Raw genomic sequence first — 17,955 nt, 5'->3', positions numbered from 1 at the left:
CTAACCCTCGATGACCAGCAGGTTCGGGTCGTGCAGCAGCTGCATGACCGTGTTGAGGATCTCCTGGCCGCGCACACCGTCGATGATGCGGTGGTCGTAGGTCAGCGAGAGCTTCATCATCCGGCCGACGGCCAGCTCACCCTCGTCGTTGACATAGGGCGCCTTGACGGCACGGCCCACGCCGAGGATCGCGGACTGGCCCACGCTGATGATCGGGGTGAACCAGCCGCCGTCGACACCACCGAGGTTGCTCACGGTGACGCCGGCGCCGGACATGTCGTCCGCGGAGAGCTTGCCTTCGGCCGCCTTGCCGGCATTGTCGCCGATGACCTTGGCGATCTCGAGGACATTGGCACGGTCGGCGTCCTTGACCACCGGGGCGTAGAGTCCGCGCGGGGTGTCGGTGGCGATCGCGACATTGCAGGCCGCGTGGTAGACGATCTCGTTGGTCTCCGTGTCCAGCGCGCCGTTGAGCACCGGGTACTTCTTCATCGCGGCGACGAGCGCCTTGACGATGAAGGGCAGCACGGTGAGGTGTACGTCCTGCTCGGCGGCGTGCTCCTTGTACTTCTTCTGCAGCTTGAGCAGCCTGGAGACCTCGACCTCGCCGAAGTTGGTGACCGGCGGGATGGACGCGTGGGACGCGGACATCGCCCGGCCGGTCGCCGCCGGGATACCGGCGTAGGCTTCGCGGCGGTCGTCCTCGGTCGGACGCACCGGCGCGGGCGCGGCGGCGACCGGGGAGGACGCCGCGGCGTCCTGCTCGGACGCGGTCTCTGCGCCGGCGTCGGCGGCCTCAGCAACCTTCGGCGCACCGTAGGCTCCGTAAGCACGGTCGATGTCACCGCGGGTGACGTGGCCGTGGGCTCCGGTCGGGGTGACCGTGGTGATGTCCACCTCGCGCTCGCGGGCGTAGCGGCGCACCGACGGCATCGCGAGGACGCGGGTGCCCTGGGCCTCGGCGACAGCGGGGTCGCCGTTGCGCAGCGGTGCGACGTCGGTGGGGGTCGTACCAGGCTCGGTCGGGGCTGCCGGCCGGGTCTGCCGGTTGACCGGGTTCTCCTGGGCGGTCACCGCCTCATCGGCACCGCCCTTGGCGGAGTGCTCCTCGTGGGCGGTGGCGTCGGCGATGACGGCCGGGTGGTCGGCGTCCTCGACGGCGTCGCCCTCGGTGTCCGGCGAGCCGTCGTCGATGACGATGAGTACGTCACCGACCTTGGCGACGTCACCGGGCCCAAAGTTGATCTTCTGCACTGTACCGTCGACCGGCGAGGGCAGTTCGGTGACCGCCTTGTCGTTCTCGATCTCGACGAGGTCCTGGTCCTCCTCGACTGTGTCACCCTCGGCGACCAGCCAGTTGGAGATGGTTCCCTCGGCCAGGCCTTCGCCCAGCTCCGGCATGATGAATGAATAAGCCATGATGTGCTCCTCGGTGGCTCTGGCGGCTCTAGTAGCTCAGGACTTCGCGGGCCTTGGCGACGATCTTCGACGCGTCCGGCAGCCAGGCGTGCTCGTCGACGGCGAAGGGGTAGACCGAGTCCGGGGCGGAGACGCGACCGATGGGGGCCTCCAGCGACAGGATCCGGTTCTCCGCGACTTCGGTGACGACGTGGGCGCCGACACCGGCCATGTTCTGCGCCTCCTGGACGACGACGAGACGGGAGGTCTTGTCGACGGAGGTGAAGATGGTGTCCGTGTCGATCGGCGAGATGGTGCGCAGGTCGATGACCTCGGCGGCGATGCCGTCCTTGGCCAGTTCCTCGGCGGCCGTCACACACTCCTGGACCATCGCACCGTAGGCGACGAGGGTGATGTCGGTGCCCTGCCGGACGACGTTGGCCTTGTCGAGCGGGATGCGGTAGATGTCCTCCGGCACGTCCTCCTTGATCGAACGGTAGAGCTTGAGGTGCTCGAGGAAGAGGACCGGGTCATTGTTCTCGATCGACGAGACCAGCAGGCCCTTGGCGTCATAGGCGGAGGACGGGGCGACCACGCGCAGACCGGGCACACCGGCGAAGACGTGCTCGATGCTGTCGGAGTGCAGCTCGGCGGTGTGGGTGCCGCCGCCGTACGGGGAGCGCACGGTGATCGGCTGGGCGATGTCGCCGGCGGTGCGGAAACGGTTGCGGGACATCTGCCCGATCAGCGAGTCCGCAGCCTCGAAGGAGAACGGGGAGAACTGGATCTCCGGGACCGGACGCCAGCCGGTGGCGGCCAGTCCGATGGACAGCCCCAGGATGCCGGATTCGGCCAGCGGGGTGTCGAAGACACGGTCCTCGCCGAACTTGTCCTGGAGTCCCTGGGTGGCGCGGAAGACGCCGCCGTTCTTACCGACGTCCTCGCCGAAGATGAGGGTCTTCGGATCCTCCGCGAGAACGTTGTCGAGGGCACTGGTGACGGCCTCGATGTAGCTCATGGTGGTCATGGTTACTTCTCCTCAGCCTCTGCAGCAGCCGCTTCTTCCAGCTGCTTGACGATGTTCGGGGTGGGTTCCTCGAAGGTGTTGGTGAGGAACTCGGTGACGGTCTGGTGTGGGGCACCTTCCGCCTCCTTGATGGCGGCGCGGAACTCCTTCTTGTAGGCGTCCTTCAGTTCGGCCTCGTGCTCGGCGGACCACAGGTCCTTCTCGGTGAGCAGCTCACGCAGGCGGTTCAGCGGGTCCTTGTCGAACCAGGGCTGCTCCTGCCCGTGGGTGCGGTAGCGGGACGGGTCGTCGCCGGCCGAGGAGTGGGCACCGAAGCGGTAGGTCAGGGTCTCGATCATCACCGGGCCGTTGCCGGCGGCGGCGAAGTCACGGGCGGCCTTGGCCACGGCGTGGACGGCGAGAATGTCCATGCCGTCGACCTGCACCGACGGGACGCCGGCGGCGACGGCCTTCTGGGCCAGGGTGCGGGTGTGGGTCTGGTAGTCGCGCGGCACGGAGATCGCCCAGCCGTTGTTCTGGATGATCATGACGAGCGGGGCCTGGAAGGCACCGGCGAAGTTCAGTCCCTCGTAGGTGTCACCCTGGGAGGTTGAGCCGTCACCGGAGTAGGAGAACGCCACGGCGTCCTCCCCGTTCTTCTTGAGGCCGAGCGCGGCGCCCGCGGCGGCGATGTGCTGCGCGCCGATGATGATCTGCGGGTACCAGCTGCGGTGGCCGTCGGCCATGCGGTTGCCCTGGACGTGGCCGCGGGACCAGAGGAAGCCCTGGGCCGGGGTGATCGCACCGTGCTCGATCATCTGCGGCAGGTCACGGTAACTCGGGAAGAGGTAGTCCTGCGGCTGGAATGCGGTGACGCTGCCGAGCTGGCTGGCCTCCTGGCCGAGCGTCGGGGCGTAGAAGCCGAGGCGTCCCTGCTTGGAGAAGACGGTGGTCTGCTCGTGGAGGACGCGCTCGCGGAGCATGATCTCCATGAAGTGGACGAGTTCGTCGTCGGTGAAGGTGTCGAAGACCTCCTGGTTGACGACCTTGTGGTTCTCGTCGAGGACCTGGACGGGGTTGTCGTACTCCTCGCCGAGACCTGCCTTGACGGCGGCGAAGTCGACGACCGGGGCGGTTGCTGTGGTGTCAGACATTTGTGGTCACTGTCCTTTGCTAGACGTTGACGGATTCAGGGGTAGTGGTGGTGGCGGTGTCCTCCGCGGGCGGCGGGCCGGGGGCCTTGACCAGGAAGAGGATGACCGCGCCGATCGCGAGGAAGACGGAGCCGATGAGCAGGGCGGTACCGAATTCGAGGGCGTCATTGGACATCAGGGTGTTGAAGATCAGGGTGATGACCGCGCCGCAGGCGAACCCCTGGTAGATGATCGAGTAGTTCTTCGCCTGGTTGTTGTGGCCGAAGTAGTCGCCCACGATCGTCGGGTAGATGGTGATGCAGCCGCCGAAGGCTGCGCCGAAGAGCAGGAAGGCGAGGATGTAGAGCCACGGTTCCGGACGCCAGGCCAGACCGACGACGACCGACATGACGGTCAGCACCGTCAGAGAGCAGGCGACGATGAGGGTGCGGGAGACGCGGTCGGAGAGCCAGCCGAAGAGGAAACGTCCGGCGGTGTTCGCCAGAGCGACCAGGGAGACCAGGGTGACCGTGGTACCGATGAGGTACTTCTTCGGGTCGGCGGCGTCCGCGGCGGCACCACCGGCGTTACCGATGATGAACAGGCCGGCGAAGCAGAACGCCGTGATGCCCCAGAACAGCAGGTAGGCCTGCGGCGTACGCAGCATCTGGGTCCGGCTGTACTCGCCGGCGGACGGGGTCTCGGAGTGCGGGATCTCCGGGGCGTCCTTGAGCAGCACACCACCACCGATGATGAGTACGGCGGCGATGACCGCCCAGAGGATGAAACAGGTCCGCAGCCCGGGGTAGCCGTCCTCGGCGTCGCCGAGCACCGGGGTGACGACGAGCGGGAGGATGAAGGCGGGCAGGCCGTAGGCCCCGACACAGATGCCGGAGATGGTGCCCGCCTTCTCCGGGAACCAGCGCAGGCAGTTGGTCAGACTGAGCAGGTAACCGATGCCGTCGGCGATACCGACCATGACGCCGGCGGTGAGGTACAGCAGGATGACATTCGGCATGAACGCGGCGAGGAACAGGCCGACAGCCAGGACCACACCGCAGACGACAAGCACATTGCGGACGCCGAACTTCGCCTGCAGCCAGTTGATCGTCAGGGTCGAGACCGACAGACAGATCATCATGATCGAGAAGGTGATCGCGATGCTGAAGGTCTTCGTGTCGTACTTGTCGGCCAGTGCGGGGTTGAGGATAGACCACGAGTAGACGGTGCCCAGTCCGAGTTGGGCGAGCACCGTCCCTGTGAGTACCCGGGTCCGGGGATTCATTGTCGGCTCCTTTGTGTGGAGAACGTGGGGGTAAGTCCCAGACCCCACTGTATGCCCGGATTAACCACAGTAAACCGACTATTCACCCCCATCTACAGCCCCCTATACGGGGGAGACATCTCAGAGAAACCCCTGCAGGCCGCCAGATCCGCTCGGCGGAACCTTGCGAACTGTGCTCCGAAACACCCCTTAGGGGGTGATTCTTGTTACCCCCGCGCGAGAACGGAAATACGTCTGACAGCATCCTCAACCGCGTACTCGGGGTCCGCCGCCCAGCCCTTGACCCCGGCGTCCAGCTCCGCGACAACCTGGACCGCTGCGGCGACCCCCGCCGCCGACCACGCCCGTGCCAGGCGGACAGTCTTCTCCAGCTTCCACGGCGGCATACCGAACTCACTGGCCTGGGCCCTGGCGTTGATCCGTCCCACCCCGTGCACCTTGGCGATGTCCCCCACCGTCCCGGACAGCGCGGAGGCCAGCAGCACATGCGGGACGCCCAGCTGCAGTGCCCGGCGCGCCGCCCCCACCGCCTGGTCGGTACGGCCGGACACCGCGTACTCGGCCACATCGAAGCCGGAGACTTCGGCCGAGCCCTGGTAGTAGCGGTGGACCGCGGCGGCGGTGACCGTGCCGCCGGTATCGGAGATGAGCTGACTGACCGCACTGGCCAGTTCACGCAGATCGGTACCCACGGCGTCCAGCAGGGCCTCGGTGACGTCCGGACTGACGCGCACCCCGGCGTCCCGGAACTCGGCGTCGATGAAACCGGCCCGTTCCCGGCCCTTGAGTTCCTCGGCGGAGAGCACCTGGAGGGCACCGACGGGCGCCTTCTTCGGCAGGCTGGTGACCAGTGCCTTCTGGCGTCCCTTGCCGGAGTGCTGGAGGATCAGGACCACACCCGGCGCGGGGTCGGCGACGGCGGATTCGATGAGCCCGGCAGCGTCCTTGGACGCCTCGGCGAGCCCGGTGACCGCGACGATGCGGTCTTCGGCGAACAGGGACGGACTGAGCAGTTCGGCGAGTTCCCCGGCGTCGATCTCGCTGACCTTGCGCATCTCCACGGGCAGGTCGGGGTTGCCGGCGGAGCGCCGCGCCCGGTCCACGATCGCGGTGCGTCGTCGTTCGGCGAGGAAGTCGTCCCCGCCGACGATGAGGTACATCTGCGCGGTGGCCGACGGTTGCGTGGACGACACGGAAGACGCTGGAGCCATGACCGCCATAGTAGACAGCCCGTCGGGGCTGCTCACCCACGCCCCGAGGCATGCAGTCCGTCCCCGGCGAGCAGCACTGTGCCGTCGCGGCAGGGGTAGGCCACGGGCACGCCGACCGGCGTCATGCTCGGCATGCCGCGGGAGCGTCCGCAGGCGGTCACCACGTACAGCTCAGGACGCCGCGTGCCGGTCCCGGAGGCAGCCTGTTCATGACGCAGGACGCTCTCATCGTCGGCCACGGTGACTACCTGCACCGTGGGGTCGGTGTTGTCATCGGTCTCCCCTGGATTGTCCCCTGGACTCAGCAGCTCCGGACCGTCGTCGGTCCACCGCACCCCGATCCGCCAGCCGGTCACCTCGTCGAGGTTCTCGGCCCAGGTCCGGTCGATGCCCGCACCGAACCGTGGTGTGACTGCAGGTGTGGGGTACGGCCCGGCGGTGAGTGATCCACTCCGCCAGGCCGCTGCCCCGACCACCAGGGCGACGCTGAGAACGCCGACGGCCGTGGAACGCCACCGGGCGGAGACCACCACCGTGACCAGCGCCGTCCCCACGGTCGCGACGGCTACCACAGCCCACCAACCGGCGGTCGCCGACAGCACCGGGACCCTGGCGAGGGTGTGCGCGACCTGCGTGATCCACATTGCGCAGGGGGCGCAGATCCACAGCATCGCCGCACCGGCCGGCACCCACGCGCCGGCGAGCAGGGCGCCGACCATGCCCACCACCGTAACCACCGGAACTGCGGGGCCGGCGAGCAGATTCGCCATCACGGCGGTCGGTGAGATGACCCCGGTCATATGTGCGATGACCGGGGCGGTGACGACGTCGGCGGCCAGACTCACCCCGATGAGCTGGCAGAGGTTGCGTTGCCAACCGACCGGGGTGCGGTGGTCGGCCCTCCGGCCGGTCCAGTACTGCAGCAGGCGTCGGGAGATCAGCTGTGCGACGGCGACGATGCCGACGGTCGCAACGACCGAGAGGATGAAGGCGTACTCCACGGCCAGGCCCGGGTCAATGAGCAGGAGCAGCAGTACCGCGGCCGAGCAGGCGGCAAACCCGTGGGTCCGGCGGGCACTGAACACGGCGACCAGTCCGACGAGACCCATGACGGCGGCACGCAGCACACTCGGTTCCGGGCCGACGAGGACGACGAAGGCTGTCAGGCAGGCGGCGGCGAGGAAGACCTGCACCCGTTTACCGGCGCCCAGAGCTCCCGCCAGCACCAGTACCCCGCCGGAGACGATCGCCAGATTCGCCCCGGACACGGCGGTCAGATGGGAGAGTCCCGTGGCGAGGAACTCGGTCCGGGTGGCGGGGTCCTGCCCGCCGACATCCCCGACGACCATCCCCGGCACCAGGTCAGAGGCGGCGTCGGGCAGGTGGGACGCGGCGTCCCGCAGACCGTCGCGCAGATGTGCCGTCACCGCGGAGATGCCGTCGGGCCCGTCAGCCGGTTCCGGCGTGGACACCGCAGAGAGCGTGACCGGGGCGATGCCGGGCCGGTCGGACGCACGGACCGTCGCCGTGACCGCCAACTCACTGCCCGGCTGGAGGTCGAGGATCACGGCGAGGGGGTCGGTGACTGTCGACGAACCGGCCGGTGTGTCGCCCGGTACGCCGTCCGGGGAGATGAACAGCGGCACCGTCCCCAAACCGGGGACGTCGACCGGTGCCAGCAGGCTTCCCCCGGTGAGCCGTTTCGGTGCCCCGACCAGTTCAAGGACCCCGGTGAACCGCCGGGAGGTGCCGGTCAGCCACGGATGCCGGTCGGCCCGGTGGACCAGCCAGGCCGCCCGTGCCGACCACACCGCAGCGCACAGTCCGGCGAGCACGCCGGTGCGCACGAATGCGGCCCGGGTGCCGGTGAGGCCGGGTCGTCGACGTCTCCGACGTCCCCACCGTCGCACCACGACCACCAGCGCTGTGATCAGGACGGGTGTGCCGGTGACCAGAAGTGGCCATGGCGTCCTCGTGACAACGGTGAGGGTGACTGCCAGCCACACGGTGAGTGCCACCGGAGCGAGCCGCAGGTCCGGGCCACGGCGACGCCGCAGGGCAGCGGGGCTGTGCGGGTCGCGGTCCGGAACAGTCCAGGCGCGACCGGTGCCGGGGGCCGGCGTGAGGTCCGGGTCCGGGTAGAGCCTTCCGGGCCGGTCGGGCCGGTCGGGCCGGTCGGGCCGGTCGTGTCGTTCAGACAGGTCAGACACTGACGGCGTCCCGCAGCGCCTCGAACTTCGCCGGGCCGATGCCCTTGACTTCCATGAGTTGCTCGGGCGCGGTGAACGGGCCGTTGGCCTCACGCCAGTCGATGATCGCCTGCGCGGTCTTCTCCCCCACCCCGCTCAACGTGGTCAGCCCGGCGAGGTCGGCGGTGTTGATGTTCACTGTCGTACCGGTTGCACCTGCTCCTCCACCGGTTCCGGTATCCCCGCCCCCGGTGGTCCCGCCCGTTGATGCCCCGCCTGCCTGCACCGCCTGCCCGGGGTACGTCACCCGGGACCCCTCTGCGTCCACCACCAGCTGCAGACCGTCGACCACCTTCTCGGCGAGATTGATCCCCTCAAGTCCCGCCTCCGGCCGCACCCCACCGGCGAGGTCGATTACCTCACCCAGCCGTGTCCCCGCATCGACGGTGTGCAGCCCCGGGCGGTCCACCAGCCCCTGGACCGCGATCACCACCGTCTCGTCTGTGTCCCCTGGGCCCCCGGTGCCCCCGTCCCCGTCGTTGTCCATCTCCGGGCGGCCAGCTGGCGAGGGTTCCGTCAAACGGAGGGTTCCCGTCAGCTGTCCTGCTCCGGTCGGCGAAAGCCCCGCCACGGCGACCGTTCCCCCGTCGCCACCTCCGCCTCTCAACAGTCCGATAAGCATCCCTCCTCCGAGCGCGACTGCGACAGCCGCGACAATGATGGTCAACGCACGGGCGGACCGGGGACCGATCGCGGTCCGACGCTCGAAACGGACATCAGCCAGCTCATGCCCCGGCACCGGTTGGACCAGGGATTCAATCCTGGCCTTCACCGAGCCGGTGGCACGTCGTCTGCGGCCCTTCAGCTCTCCGTTGCGTTCTGCGTCTCCGTCCATGCAAAACAGCCAACCACGGTGGCGCTGCCGCCCGGTCCCCCGGAAACACAAAAGCCCAGGCCCCTGTGGATAACTCGGCCCCTGTGGACAGACTTTTTCCAGGATGCCGCGGGCTCGAGCAGGATGCAGGAAAACCACAGATCAACAGCATATTCCTGCGGTTTTCCCCGTCCGCTCCGGGCAGCCTCACCCGGCGTCCCCAGGAGAAAAAGGGACGATTCTGAGCACCTGCCCGGCAGATCCCGGAACGTGATGTACCAGGACATCGGTGACACGTCCGGCGGTCACGTGATGACACGTCCGGTGAGTTGCCTGGCCCCGCCGCACCGGTGTCGGGTGCAGTGCCGCAACGCGGTGGTTCGCCGGCACATCCTCGGGCGGGGAGCTGCCTGGAGCTGCGGACGTGTTCCGCAGGCGGACGGGCTCGGGCAGACGGGCTCGGGCAAACGGGACTGCCGCACGGGCCTACGAACCGTCACAGCGGCAGACAAGAATGTCGCACCGACCGGCAGACCCCGGCATTCTTGTCTGACATCCGGCACTCTCGTCTGCCGGCAGGGAGCGCAACCACAGTCCACCGGTGAAGAATCTGCCCACCGGTAGGGGTTACGGCCACGATGCCCTGAGACATCACACTGCAGGGCCCGGAATCGTCCGTGATCCGGCCCGGAGATCAGCCGTGGACGAGGGTGATACCGATGGCCTCGGGGCCGGTGTGGACTATCAGTGCCGGAGAGAGATCGACCACGGAGATCACCACGCAGTCGGGCAGATCGGCGCGCAGTGTCGCACGCAGGTCCTCGGCGATCTCCGGACAGCCTGCCTGGTGGATGTCCAGGTGCATCGGCACCGCAGGCAGCTCGGACAGCGGCACCGGAGCCTCCTTGCGCTTGCGCAGCCGCGACTTGTGGTCGCCGCCGAAGGTGAAGACGCGGGGACGCCCCTCGTCGTGGTTGTCCGACGCAGCGTTATCCGACGCAGCGTTGTCCTCCCCGGCTCCCTCGGCTGTGGCCTCATCGGTGGCACCGGCGGCGTCGGTGGACTCACCGTCGTCGGTGTCGGCCGGAACACCCCCGGTCTCTGGGGCGTCGGCAACGTCAACGGTCTCCGCTGCGGTACCCGTGGACTCCTCGTCGATGACCGGCGCGGCGTCCTTGCTGTCCTCCACCGGCTCCGGCCCGGGGGCCGGGGTGGCGGCGGTGCGGTAGGCACTCTCGGCGAGGGTGACGAGTCGGGCCATCGCCTTGGACTGGGTACGGGTCTTCGCGGCAAGCTCGATCTTTCCGCCGGCCAGATGCAGGATCGGCTTGATGGCCAGCGCCGTCGACAGGAGCCGCTGTGCGGTGGACAGGCGGCCGCCGCGGGCCATGGCGTCGAGCCGGTGGACGTACAACCAGACCTCTGCGCCGTCGAGGACATGCTGCGCAGCCGCCGTGCACTCGTCCAGCGAACCACCGGCCGCGGAGGCCTGGGCCGCAGCGATCGCCGCCTGGCCCAGCACCATTCCGGCAGAACGGGTGTCCAGCACCTTGACCAGCCCGTTGAAGACACCGGCGGCCTGCGTGGCCGAAGTCCAGGTCGACGACAGTTCCCGCGACAGGTGCAGCGCGACAACTCCCTCGTCACCGCCACGTTCAAGCAGCCGGGCATAGGCCGCGGTCAGTTCCAGTGGGCCGAGGCCGGCCGTCGTGGGCGCGTCCTCCTCGGGCTTCCCGGCATCGTCGGAGTCGCCGGAGTCACCCGAATCACCGTTGCCGTCAGCGTCGTCAGTGCTCTCGGCGTCATCGGAATCACCGCTGTCCTCGGTGGACGCGGCGTCCTCCGCTCCGGTGTCCGTGGCAGTGTCCGTGGCGGTGTCCGTGGCGGTGTCCGTGGCAGCAACCCCAGTGCCGCTACCGGTCTCAGTCTCATCCCGGTTGCCGTCGGCAGCGTCCGGAGCCTCAGAGGATCCGGAAGGCCCAGAAGGCTCAGAAGGCTCAGAAGGCTCAGAAGGCCCAGCATCCTCAACCGCCGGGCTCTTCGTGGGGATCTTTCCACGGGTGTGGATCTCCAGGACCGTGATGCCGTACTCTTCCGCGAGTGCGGGCGGCAGGCAGGCCGTGGAATCCGTGACCACATGCACCGTCATGCCGCACCACCTGAGGATTCAGGGGTGTCCGGCTCGCCGTCGGTGTCCGTACCCTCGTCAGCGTTGACGATTGCCACCGGCGACGGCATCGACACACCGACGTTCCAGCCCTCAAGGAACCAGCGCGGGTTCTCCCACCAGGGCGTGCCCGAACCAGGAGCCCAGGCGTCCGAGGGACGGGCGACGACCTGCGACCAACGGGTGTTGCCCAGTCCGCCGAGCATCGTGTAGTGCTCCACCGGGATTCCCAGCAGACGGCAGGTCAGGGCGGAGATCGTGCCACCGTGGGCGATGAGGGCGACCGCACCCCGGTCCCAGGCGTCCGAGGCCATCAGCTCGGCGACGACCTCCGCCGCCCGTGCCGAGACCTCCAGGCGGGTCTCCCCACCCGGCGGTGCCCAGCGGGGGTTGAGCCGCCAGTGCGCCCGTGCGCCCGGGAAGCTCGCGTCCACGTCCTCGTGGGCACACCCCGACCACTCTCCCAGGTCGGTCTCCCGAAGCCGCGGGTCCGTCGTGAACCGGCGGGTCTCCGGGAACAGCGCCCCGGCGAGCGCGGCGGCGGTGTCCACCGCGCGCTCCAGGTCGGAGGAGACGACGGTGCCGATCGGCCAGTCGGCCAGCCCCTCGGCGATCCGGGTGGCCTCGGACCGGCCGACGTCACTGAGCGGCGTGTCGAGCTGCCCCTGCATCCGGCCGGCCTTGTTGTACTCGGTCTGGCCATGACGGATCAGCAGGAGACGACGCTCCGGACGCGCTGGTGATCCCGCTGTTGCCGCCATGACAGGTCTCCTGACCTAGATCTCGTCGGCGTCCGGCCCCGGACCGGCCAGCGGCAGCTCGTCGACGCTCTGAGCCTGCAGCGGGTCCAGCCGGTCGAGCTCGGCGAGCTCGCTGACGTCGAGGTTCTCCGCCCATGCACCACGGTCGGACTGCTCGATGCCCTCGACATCGACGGTCGGGCAGTCGCGGTAGAGACGGTCGAGTCCGTAGAACTCGCGCTCCTCGCGGCGCTGCACGTGGGCGATGATCGTGCCGTAGTCCAGCAGGCCCCACCGGCCGTCACGGTGCCCCTCACGCATGCGCGGCTTGATGCCGGCCTGCTCGGAGAGCTCCGCCTCGATCTCGTCGACGATCGAGTCGACCATGCGCTCGTTGTCTCCGGTGACGAGGACGAAGATGTCCGCCAGCGGCATACGGCCGGTGACGTCGAGAACGGCGATGTCCTCACCGAACTTCTCGGCGGCGGCACGGGCGGCGATGCCTGCGTGGTTGATGGCTTCGGAGCTGGCGGTCACGGTCAGTGAGTTCCTTCAGGGTCGGTGCAGAAATATCCGTCGCGTAATTCTACCCGTAGGAGCCGGGTTGTCAGAACCAACCGGGCGGGAACCGGTGCGTCCCCCAGTCAACATCCGGTTCCGCGTCCGGATTCCCCTGCGAGTAGGACGGGTAAACCTCTTCGGTGTTCCGGTACATCCCGGTCTTGGCGATGTACTGCACCACCCCGTCGGGCACCAGGTACCAGACCGGCCACTTCTCGGACGCACGCTCCCGGATGTCCGTCGAGGAGATCGCCATCGCCGGGATGTTCACGAGGCTCAGCCGGTCGGCGTCGACCTGGGCGCGCAGCTGCTCGCCGGCGTCCGCCAGGTCATAGCCGGGGCGGGTCACACCGACGCAGTGCGCAAGGTGGAAGACCTCCTCCCAGTCACGCCAGGTGACGATGCGGTCCAGCGCGTCCGCCCCGGTGATGAAGAACAACTCGGCGTCCGGGTGATGCTGCTGGATGTCCTTGAGGGTGTCGACGGTGTACGTCGCCCCGGGCCGGTCGATGTCCACCCGGGAGACGCTGAACCGCGGATTCGAGGCGGTCGCGATGACCGTCATGAGGTAGCGGTGCTCCGCCTCCGAGACGTACCGGTCCTTCTTCTGCCAGGGCTGCCCGGTGGGCACGAAAATGACCAGATCCAGGTCGAAGAGCGCGGCGACCTCACTGGCCGCGACCAGGTGTCCGTTGTGGATCGGGTCGAAGGTTCCGCCCATGACGCCGATGCGCCGCGGCTGGCCGGACCTGCCCTGCCCGATTGTGGGTGTGTTCACGACCACAGAGCCTATCGGACGGCTACGCTGAATCACCATGACGTCCCGCTCCTCACGCTTCTGGCGGCCCGACCAGCACGGTGCCTGGCCCATGATCATCGCCCCCCTCATCGTCGGTGTCGCCTGGTTGTGGACGCTCCGCTCCATCGTCTCCGACGCCGGCGGGCTCGGCTCCGGCTTCCATGCGGGCATCGGCGCCGTACTCACCGCCCTCGCGGTCGGTGTGGCCTGGGTCGTCGGCTACCTGGCCTTCTTCGCCGGTGGGAAGTGGCTGCAGGCACGGTCCTCCGGCAACAGGCGCATCCTGGACGCCGCGAAGACACCGACCCTGGTCTACGGCGCGGTGACGGTGGTCGCCGTGCTCTGCGCGGTCCTGCTGCAGCCGCATCTGCTGTGGTGGGCGGTGATCTTCGTGCCGCTGACCGCCATCGCGCTGATGGAGACCAACCGTGGCACACCCCGCTCGTTCATCGCCGGTGCGGCCGAGACCGTGGCCTCCGCCTTCCTCATCGCCGTGCTGGCGAGCGTGGGCGTCGGTGCGTCCCAGCCGGTCTCCGACGGGGTGACGCTGACCCGCAACCTGTTCACCGCCGAGGTTGTCGACTCCCTGCCGGCGGTCATGTGGTGGTCGCTGGTGTGGCTCGCGCTGTACCAGGTCGGCACGGTGCTCTACGTGAAGACGATGATCCGCAAGAAGGGTGACCGCGCGTGGTGGATCGGCTCGATGGTCTTCCACGCGGTGTCCCTGGTCGTGGTGCTCTGCTCGGTGACCTCCGGGCACATGGGGATCCTGCCGTGGCTGCTGGCCGTGGTGGTCTTCGGCTGGGCACTGTGGCGCTCCTACGCCGTCCCGAAGGACGCCACCTCGGCCGAACCGAAGACCGCGTGGACGCCGAAGAAGGTCGGTGTGACCGAGATCCCGGTCGTGATCGGTGTGACCGTGGCCGGACTGCTCGCCGCCGTGCTCTACGACGGGCCGCTGGTCCTGTTCATCAGCTGATTCACCGGCTGAGCCAGTCCGCGAGGGTGTCGGCGACGTGCCGGTCCCCCACTGAGGGACTGCCGGCGACGGCGTCCTCGAAGTAGTCGGCATGGACTCCCGCGTCATCGGGATCGGTCAGGGCGAGGAAGGCCGAGCGGACGCTCGTATCACAGACCACGTCATCGGGCACGCAGTAGTCCAGCGAGGGTACGTCACGCGGCACACCGGGGAAGCCCCGGGCACCGGGGAGGTGGTGCAGGGGGTTTCCGAAGGCGAGGACGCCACGCAGGCGTCCCTCCTCCGCCAGATCGCGCTGGACGCCGAGCATCGGCAGTTCACCCTGGGAGTAGCCCACGGTGATGTAGTCCGGCCGGCACCCGGTGGTGGCTTCCCAGTCATCGACCTGGGTCTGCCCGCCGGTGAAGCTGCGGATGACGGAGTCCGTGGTGAGTTGCGCGGACTGGACCAGACCCGCCGGGGTGACGTCTGCGACGGACTTCGGCAGCGGGAAGCGTGCCGGGTAGTGCTTGTCGGTGATGCCGATGATCTGCGTGGTGCCGTCATCGAGGATCTCCGGGTGCTCGGCGAGGGTGAAAGTGAGGAGGTTGGACACGGCCTCGCCCTCCCAGCCGTTGGAGTACCGCGCCAGCGGTCCGTCCGGGTAGGTGACGTGGTTCTGCTCGCTGCCGCGACCGGCGAGGACGACAGTGGACGGGCAGGTCCCGTCGGCCTGTCCGGTCGCTGTACCCGCTCCCGCGTATGCCGCGGGCACTGCCGTGAGAATTACGGCCAGAGCAGCGGCAACCGACACTCCGGACGCCACGACAGGCTTCACGGTGCTGTTCATGTTCCCCAGGCTACATATATTGCCCGGGCACGCTGCCTGTGATCCCTCAGGTTCCACAGTCCTGTGGATCCGGCGACGCGGCTACGGCCGGACCTGGCCCTCGCCGGTGACGATCCACTTGGTGCTCGTCAGCTCCGGCAGCCCCATCGGACCACGGGCGTGCAGCTTCTGGGTGGAGATGCCGATCTCGGCACCGAAGCCGAACATCTCACCGTCGGTCCAGGCGGTGGAGGTGTTGACCATGACGGCCGCGGCGTCCACGTTGGCGGTGAAGTACTGGGTGACGCGGATGTCCGTCGCGCCGATCGCCTCCGTGTGACCGGTGGAGTACCGGCGGATGTGGTCGGCGGCCGCCTCGACACCGTCGACGATCTTCACGGCGATGTCGAAGGAGCCGTACTCCTCCTGCCAGTCGGCCTCGGTGGCGGCGACGACGCCACCGAGGTCCAGGCCGGAGAGCTCGGCGAGGTCGGCGTGGAGCGTGACCCCGGCGTCCTGCAGCGTGGTGAGGACGTGCTTCTTGTCCTCGGCGGAAAGGCTGGCGTCCAGCAGGACGGTCTCGGTGGCGTTGCACACCGAGCAGCGGCGGGTCTTGCCGTTGACGACCAGACGGGTGGCCTCCTCGACGTCGGCGGAGGCGTCGACGTAGAAGTGGCAGTTACCGGTGCCGGTCTCGATGGCCGGCACGGTCGCGCCGGTGACGACGGCGTTGATCAGGCCGGCGCCGCCACGCGGAATGACGATGTCGACCAGGCCGCGGGCGGTTATGAGGTCCTGGACCGAGTCGTGGGTGTCGCACGGCAGCAGCTGCACGGTCTCACGGGGCTGGCCGTGGGCCTCGAGGACATCCTGGAGGATGGCGACGAGAGCGGTGTTGGAGTGCAGGGCGGACTTGGAGCCACGCAGCAGCGGCACATTGCCGGACTTCAGTGCAAGACCGAAAGCGTCGACGGTGACATTGGGGCGGGCCTCGTAGACCATGCCCATCACGCCCAGCGGGACGCGCACCTGGCGCATCTCGAGTCCGTTGGGGCGGCGGGAGCCGCGGACGACATCGCCGACCGGGTCGGGCAGGTCGGCGACCTGACGCAGTCCTCCGGCGATGCCCTCGACCCGCTCGGCGGTGAGCCGGAGGCGGTCGATGAGGGACTCGTCCATACCGCGCTCACGGCCGGCGTCGATGTCCTGCTCGTTGGCGGTGAGGATCTCCGCGCTGCGGGAGACGAGAGCGTCGGCGGCGGCAAGGAGGATCGTGTTCTTCTCGGTGGTCGTCAGCGGTGGACGCTGGGACACCTCGCGGGCCGTGGTGGCCTTGGCGAGGACCTCGGCGCGCTCTGCGGTGCGCTCGGCGGTCAGTCCGGTGGAGTCGGAGGTGATCGTACTGGAGGTGCTCATGGTGCCCCAGCCTACGCGAGGTACCGTCCCCTGTCCCAGGAATTGTTGAACAAATCCAGGGGATCCCCCGGTGAGATCGTCCGGCGGGACGCCTAGCGGGTCGCCCCGTAGTCCCGCGACAGGCGGTTGGCGTAGGTCGACAGATTGTCGACGTGCACCGCCGGACGCTGCGCGAAGTCCGGCAGTTCGGCGCTGGACTTGCCCATGAGGCCGGCCAGGGTCGCGGCGTCGTAGTTCACCTCGCCGCGGCCGATGAGGTAGCCGCCGGGCCCGACGATGTCCACCACCGCACGGGAGGTGAAGTCACCCGTGATCTTGGTGATGCCCACCGGCAGCAGCGAGTTGTGGTGCTCCATGGCCTGGGCCGCACCGCCGTCGATGTGCAGCACACCCTCGGCCTCCGCGGCGTAGAGGATCCAGAACTTCCACGCCGACAGGCGGTCCTCGGCGGGCCAGAAGCAGGTGCCGACCATGGCCTGGTCGAGCGCGGCACCGATGTTCTCGGTGGAGGTCAGCAGCACCGGGATGCCGCCCTGGGACGCCAGGCGCGCGGCCGAGACCTTCGCGCTCATGCCTCCGGTGCCCAGGCGTCCGCCGTCACCGGCGATGACGCCACGCAGGTCACTGTGGGAACGGACCTCGGCGATGAACTTGGCGTCCGGCTCGGCGGGGTTGCGGTCGTAGAGGCCGGCGACATCGGAGAGCAGTACGCAGGCATCCGCGTAGGTCAGGTGGCTCACCAGGGAGGCGAGACGGTCGTTGTCGCCGAAGGTGGCGGAGGAGGTCGTGACGGTGTCATTCTCGTTGACGATCGGGACGATGCCGAGCTGTCTCAGTCGGTCGATGGTCCGCTGGGAGTTTCTCGCACGGTCACGGCGCGATGCATCGGCGACAGTGAGGAGGACCTGGCCGATGGATCTGCCGTAGCGGGCGAAACTGCGCGCCCACTCCTGGGCGAGCAGGACCTGGCCGGCGGACGCGGCGGCCTGCTTGGTGGCGAGGTCGGTAGGACGCTGGCTCAGGCCGAGCGGTCCCATGCCGCAGGCGATGGAGCCGGAGGAGACGACGATGATGTCGGTCCCGCGGTCCATGCGGGCTTCAAGGGCGTCGGCGATGAGGTCGATGCGTTCGGGGCTCACACTCCCTGTCTCATCGGTGAGACTGGAGGAGCCGATCTTCACGACGACACGCTTGGCGTCACGGATCGTCCGTCTCGCGGTCGACCGGTGCCCGTACTCAGGATCGTCGAGCGAGAGGTCGGGGTCAGGGAACTCCTTCGCCGTCGCCGGAATGACCGGACCTGGCTGATGGATGTTATCCGTCCCGAACACAGGGTTCGCGAAGAAGGGGTCGGAAGGGTCAGGCTGCACGTCGGTGTCAGACATGCCC

General features: G+C 68.5%; 15 protein-coding genes. 1 reads left to right on the top strand and 14 read right to left on the bottom strand.

Features of this window, described 5'->3' with window-relative positions:
- The 11 genes from ACZ9GM_RS02250 to nadD all read right to left on the bottom strand — a co-directional run bounded on the left by ACZ9GM_RS02250 (position 1) and on the right by nadD (position 13,381).
- Positions 1 to 1,419, bottom strand: coding sequence for a dihydrolipoamide acetyltransferase family protein (locus ACZ9GM_RS02250; RefSeq protein WP_476037192.1), 1,419 nt, complete (start codon positions 1,417 to 1,419; stop codon positions 1 to 3).
- A 28-nt stretch (positions 1,420 to 1,447) separates the two neighbouring features.
- Positions 1,448 to 2,425: an alpha-ketoacid dehydrogenase subunit beta gene (locus tag ACZ9GM_RS02245; RefSeq protein ID WP_291473541.1), complete on the bottom strand. Its 978-nt coding sequence runs from the start codon at positions 2,423 to 2,425 to the stop codon at positions 1,448 to 1,450.
- A gap of 2 nt (positions 2,426 to 2,427) precedes the next feature.
- Positions 2,428 to 3,558 (bottom strand): thiamine pyrophosphate-dependent enzyme, encoded by a 1,131-nt coding sequence (locus tag ACZ9GM_RS02240; RefSeq protein WP_476037191.1) that lies wholly within the window; start codon positions 3,556 to 3,558, stop codon positions 2,428 to 2,430.
- Positions 3,559 to 3,577: 19 nt separating this feature from the next.
- The gene (locus ACZ9GM_RS02235; protein ID WP_476037190.1) at positions 3,578 to 4,822 is read right to left on the bottom strand and encodes an OFA family MFS transporter; all 1,245 of its coding nucleotides are present in this window, start codon (positions 4,820 to 4,822) and stop codon (positions 3,578 to 3,580) included.
- A gap of 206 nt (positions 4,823 to 5,028) precedes the next feature.
- A complete protein-coding gene (holA, locus tag ACZ9GM_RS02230) occupies positions 5,029 to 6,042 on the bottom strand; it encodes a DNA polymerase III subunit delta (RefSeq protein ID WP_476038305.1) in 1,014 nt (337 codons plus the stop codon).
- Between the two features lie 23 nt (positions 6,043 to 6,065).
- Positions 6,066 to 8,243, bottom strand: coding sequence for a ComEC/Rec2 family competence protein (locus tag ACZ9GM_RS02225; protein ID WP_476037189.1), 2,178 nt, complete (start codon positions 8,241 to 8,243; stop codon positions 6,066 to 6,068).
- Positions 8,236 to 9,117 (bottom strand): helix-hairpin-helix domain-containing protein, encoded by an 882-nt coding sequence (locus ACZ9GM_RS02220; protein ID WP_476037188.1) that lies wholly within the window; start codon positions 9,115 to 9,117, stop codon positions 8,236 to 8,238. Before ACZ9GM_RS02220 ends, ACZ9GM_RS02225 begins: the two co-directional genes overlap by 8 nt.
- A 673-nt stretch (positions 9,118 to 9,790) precedes the next feature.
- The gene (locus tag ACZ9GM_RS02215; protein WP_476037187.1) at positions 9,791 to 11,245 is read right to left on the bottom strand and encodes a DegV family protein; all 1,455 of its coding nucleotides are present in this window, start codon (positions 11,243 to 11,245) and stop codon (positions 9,791 to 9,793) included.
- On the bottom strand, positions 11,242 to 12,024 hold the full coding sequence (locus ACZ9GM_RS02210; RefSeq protein WP_291475608.1) for a histidine phosphatase family protein: 783 nt from the start codon (positions 12,022 to 12,024) through the stop codon (positions 11,242 to 11,244). Before ACZ9GM_RS02210 ends, ACZ9GM_RS02215 begins: the two co-directional genes overlap by 4 nt.
- A gap of 15 nt (positions 12,025 to 12,039) precedes the next feature.
- Entirely contained in the window at positions 12,040 to 12,540 is a 501-nt protein-coding gene (rsfS, locus tag ACZ9GM_RS02205; RefSeq protein ID WP_476037186.1) for a ribosome silencing factor, read from the bottom strand.
- Between the two features lie 70 nt (positions 12,541 to 12,610).
- Positions 12,611 to 13,381 (bottom strand): nicotinate-nucleotide adenylyltransferase, encoded by a 771-nt coding sequence (nadD, locus tag ACZ9GM_RS02200; protein ID WP_291475612.1) that lies wholly within the window; start codon positions 13,379 to 13,381, stop codon positions 12,611 to 12,613.
- Here nadD and ACZ9GM_RS02195 point away from each other — a divergent pair.
- Positions 13,380 to 14,342, top strand: a complete 963-nt coding sequence (locus ACZ9GM_RS02195; protein WP_476037185.1) for a YwiC-like family protein — start codon at positions 13,380 to 13,382, stop codon at positions 14,340 to 14,342. The genes nadD and ACZ9GM_RS02195 overlap by 2 nt on opposite strands.
- Before the next feature lies 1 nt (position 14,343).
- On the opposite strand, the gene ACZ9GM_RS02190 is transcribed toward ACZ9GM_RS02195, so the two are convergent.
- The 3 genes from ACZ9GM_RS02190 to proB form a co-directional block, all read right to left on the bottom strand.
- The gene (locus ACZ9GM_RS02190; RefSeq protein WP_476037184.1) at positions 14,344 to 15,171 is read right to left on the bottom strand and encodes a hypothetical protein; all 828 of its coding nucleotides are present in this window, start codon (positions 15,169 to 15,171) and stop codon (positions 14,344 to 14,346) included.
- A gap of 81 nt (positions 15,172 to 15,252) precedes the next feature.
- Positions 15,253 to 16,566: a glutamate-5-semialdehyde dehydrogenase gene (locus ACZ9GM_RS02185; RefSeq protein WP_476037183.1), complete on the bottom strand. Its 1,314-nt coding sequence runs from the start codon at positions 16,564 to 16,566 to the stop codon at positions 15,253 to 15,255.
- Positions 16,567 to 16,658: 92 nt separating this feature from the next.
- Positions 16,659 to 17,951: a glutamate 5-kinase gene (gene proB, locus ACZ9GM_RS02180; RefSeq protein WP_291475619.1), complete on the bottom strand. Its 1,293-nt coding sequence runs from the start codon at positions 17,949 to 17,951 to the stop codon at positions 16,659 to 16,661.
- Positions 17,952 to 17,955 lie beyond the last annotated feature (4 nt).

The organism is Corynebacterium sp. UD i78, from assembly GCF_056280545.1.
Note: the sequence above shows the minus strand (reverse complement) of the source record. Positions and strands in the feature narration are given on the sequence as shown.

Excerpts from the sequence above, each read along its gene's own strand:
- ACZ9GM_RS02250 (WP_476037192.1), bottom strand. The coding sequence starts at position 1,419 with ATGGCTTATTCATTCATCATGCCGGAGCTGGGCGAAGGCCTGGCCGAG.
- ACZ9GM_RS02245 (WP_291473541.1), bottom strand. The coding sequence starts at position 2,425 with ATGACCACCATGAGCTACATCGAGGCCGTCACCAGTGCCCTCGACAAC.
- ACZ9GM_RS02240 (WP_476037191.1), bottom strand. The coding sequence starts at position 3,558 with ATGTCTGACACCACAGCAACCGCCCCGGTCGTCGACTTCGCCGCCGTC.
- ACZ9GM_RS02235 (WP_476037190.1), bottom strand. The coding sequence starts at position 4,822 with ATGAATCCCCGGACCCGGGTACTCACAGGGACGGTGCTCGCCCAACTC.
- holA (WP_476038305.1), bottom strand. The coding sequence starts at position 6,042 with ATGGCGGTCATGGCTCCAGCGTCTTCCGTGTCGTCCACGCAACCGTCG.
- ACZ9GM_RS02220 (WP_476037188.1), bottom strand. The coding sequence starts at position 9,117 with ATGGACGGAGACGCAGAACGCAACGGAGAGCTGAAGGGCCGCAGACGA.
- ACZ9GM_RS02215 (WP_476037187.1), bottom strand. The coding sequence starts at position 11,245 with ATGACGGTGCATGTGGTCACGGATTCCACGGCCTGCCTGCCGCCCGCA.
- ACZ9GM_RS02210 (WP_291475608.1), bottom strand. The coding sequence starts at position 12,024 with ATGGCGGCAACAGCGGGATCACCAGCGCGTCCGGAGCGTCGTCTCCTG.
- ACZ9GM_RS02195 (WP_476037185.1), top strand. The coding sequence starts at position 13,380 with ATGACGTCCCGCTCCTCACGCTTCTGGCGGCCCGACCAGCACGGTGCC.
- nadD (WP_291475612.1), bottom strand. The coding sequence starts at position 13,381 with ATGGTGATTCAGCGTAGCCGTCCGATAGGCTCTGTGGTCGTGAACACA.
- ACZ9GM_RS02190 (WP_476037184.1), bottom strand. The coding sequence starts at position 15,171 with ATGAACAGCACCGTGAAGCCTGTCGTGGCGTCCGGAGTGTCGGTTGCC.
- ACZ9GM_RS02185 (WP_476037183.1), bottom strand. The coding sequence starts at position 16,566 with ATGAGCACCTCCAGTACGATCACCTCCGACTCCACCGGACTGACCGCC.
- proB (WP_291475619.1), bottom strand. The coding sequence starts at position 17,951 with ATGTCTGACACCGACGTGCAGCCTGACCCTTCCGACCCCTTCTTCGCG.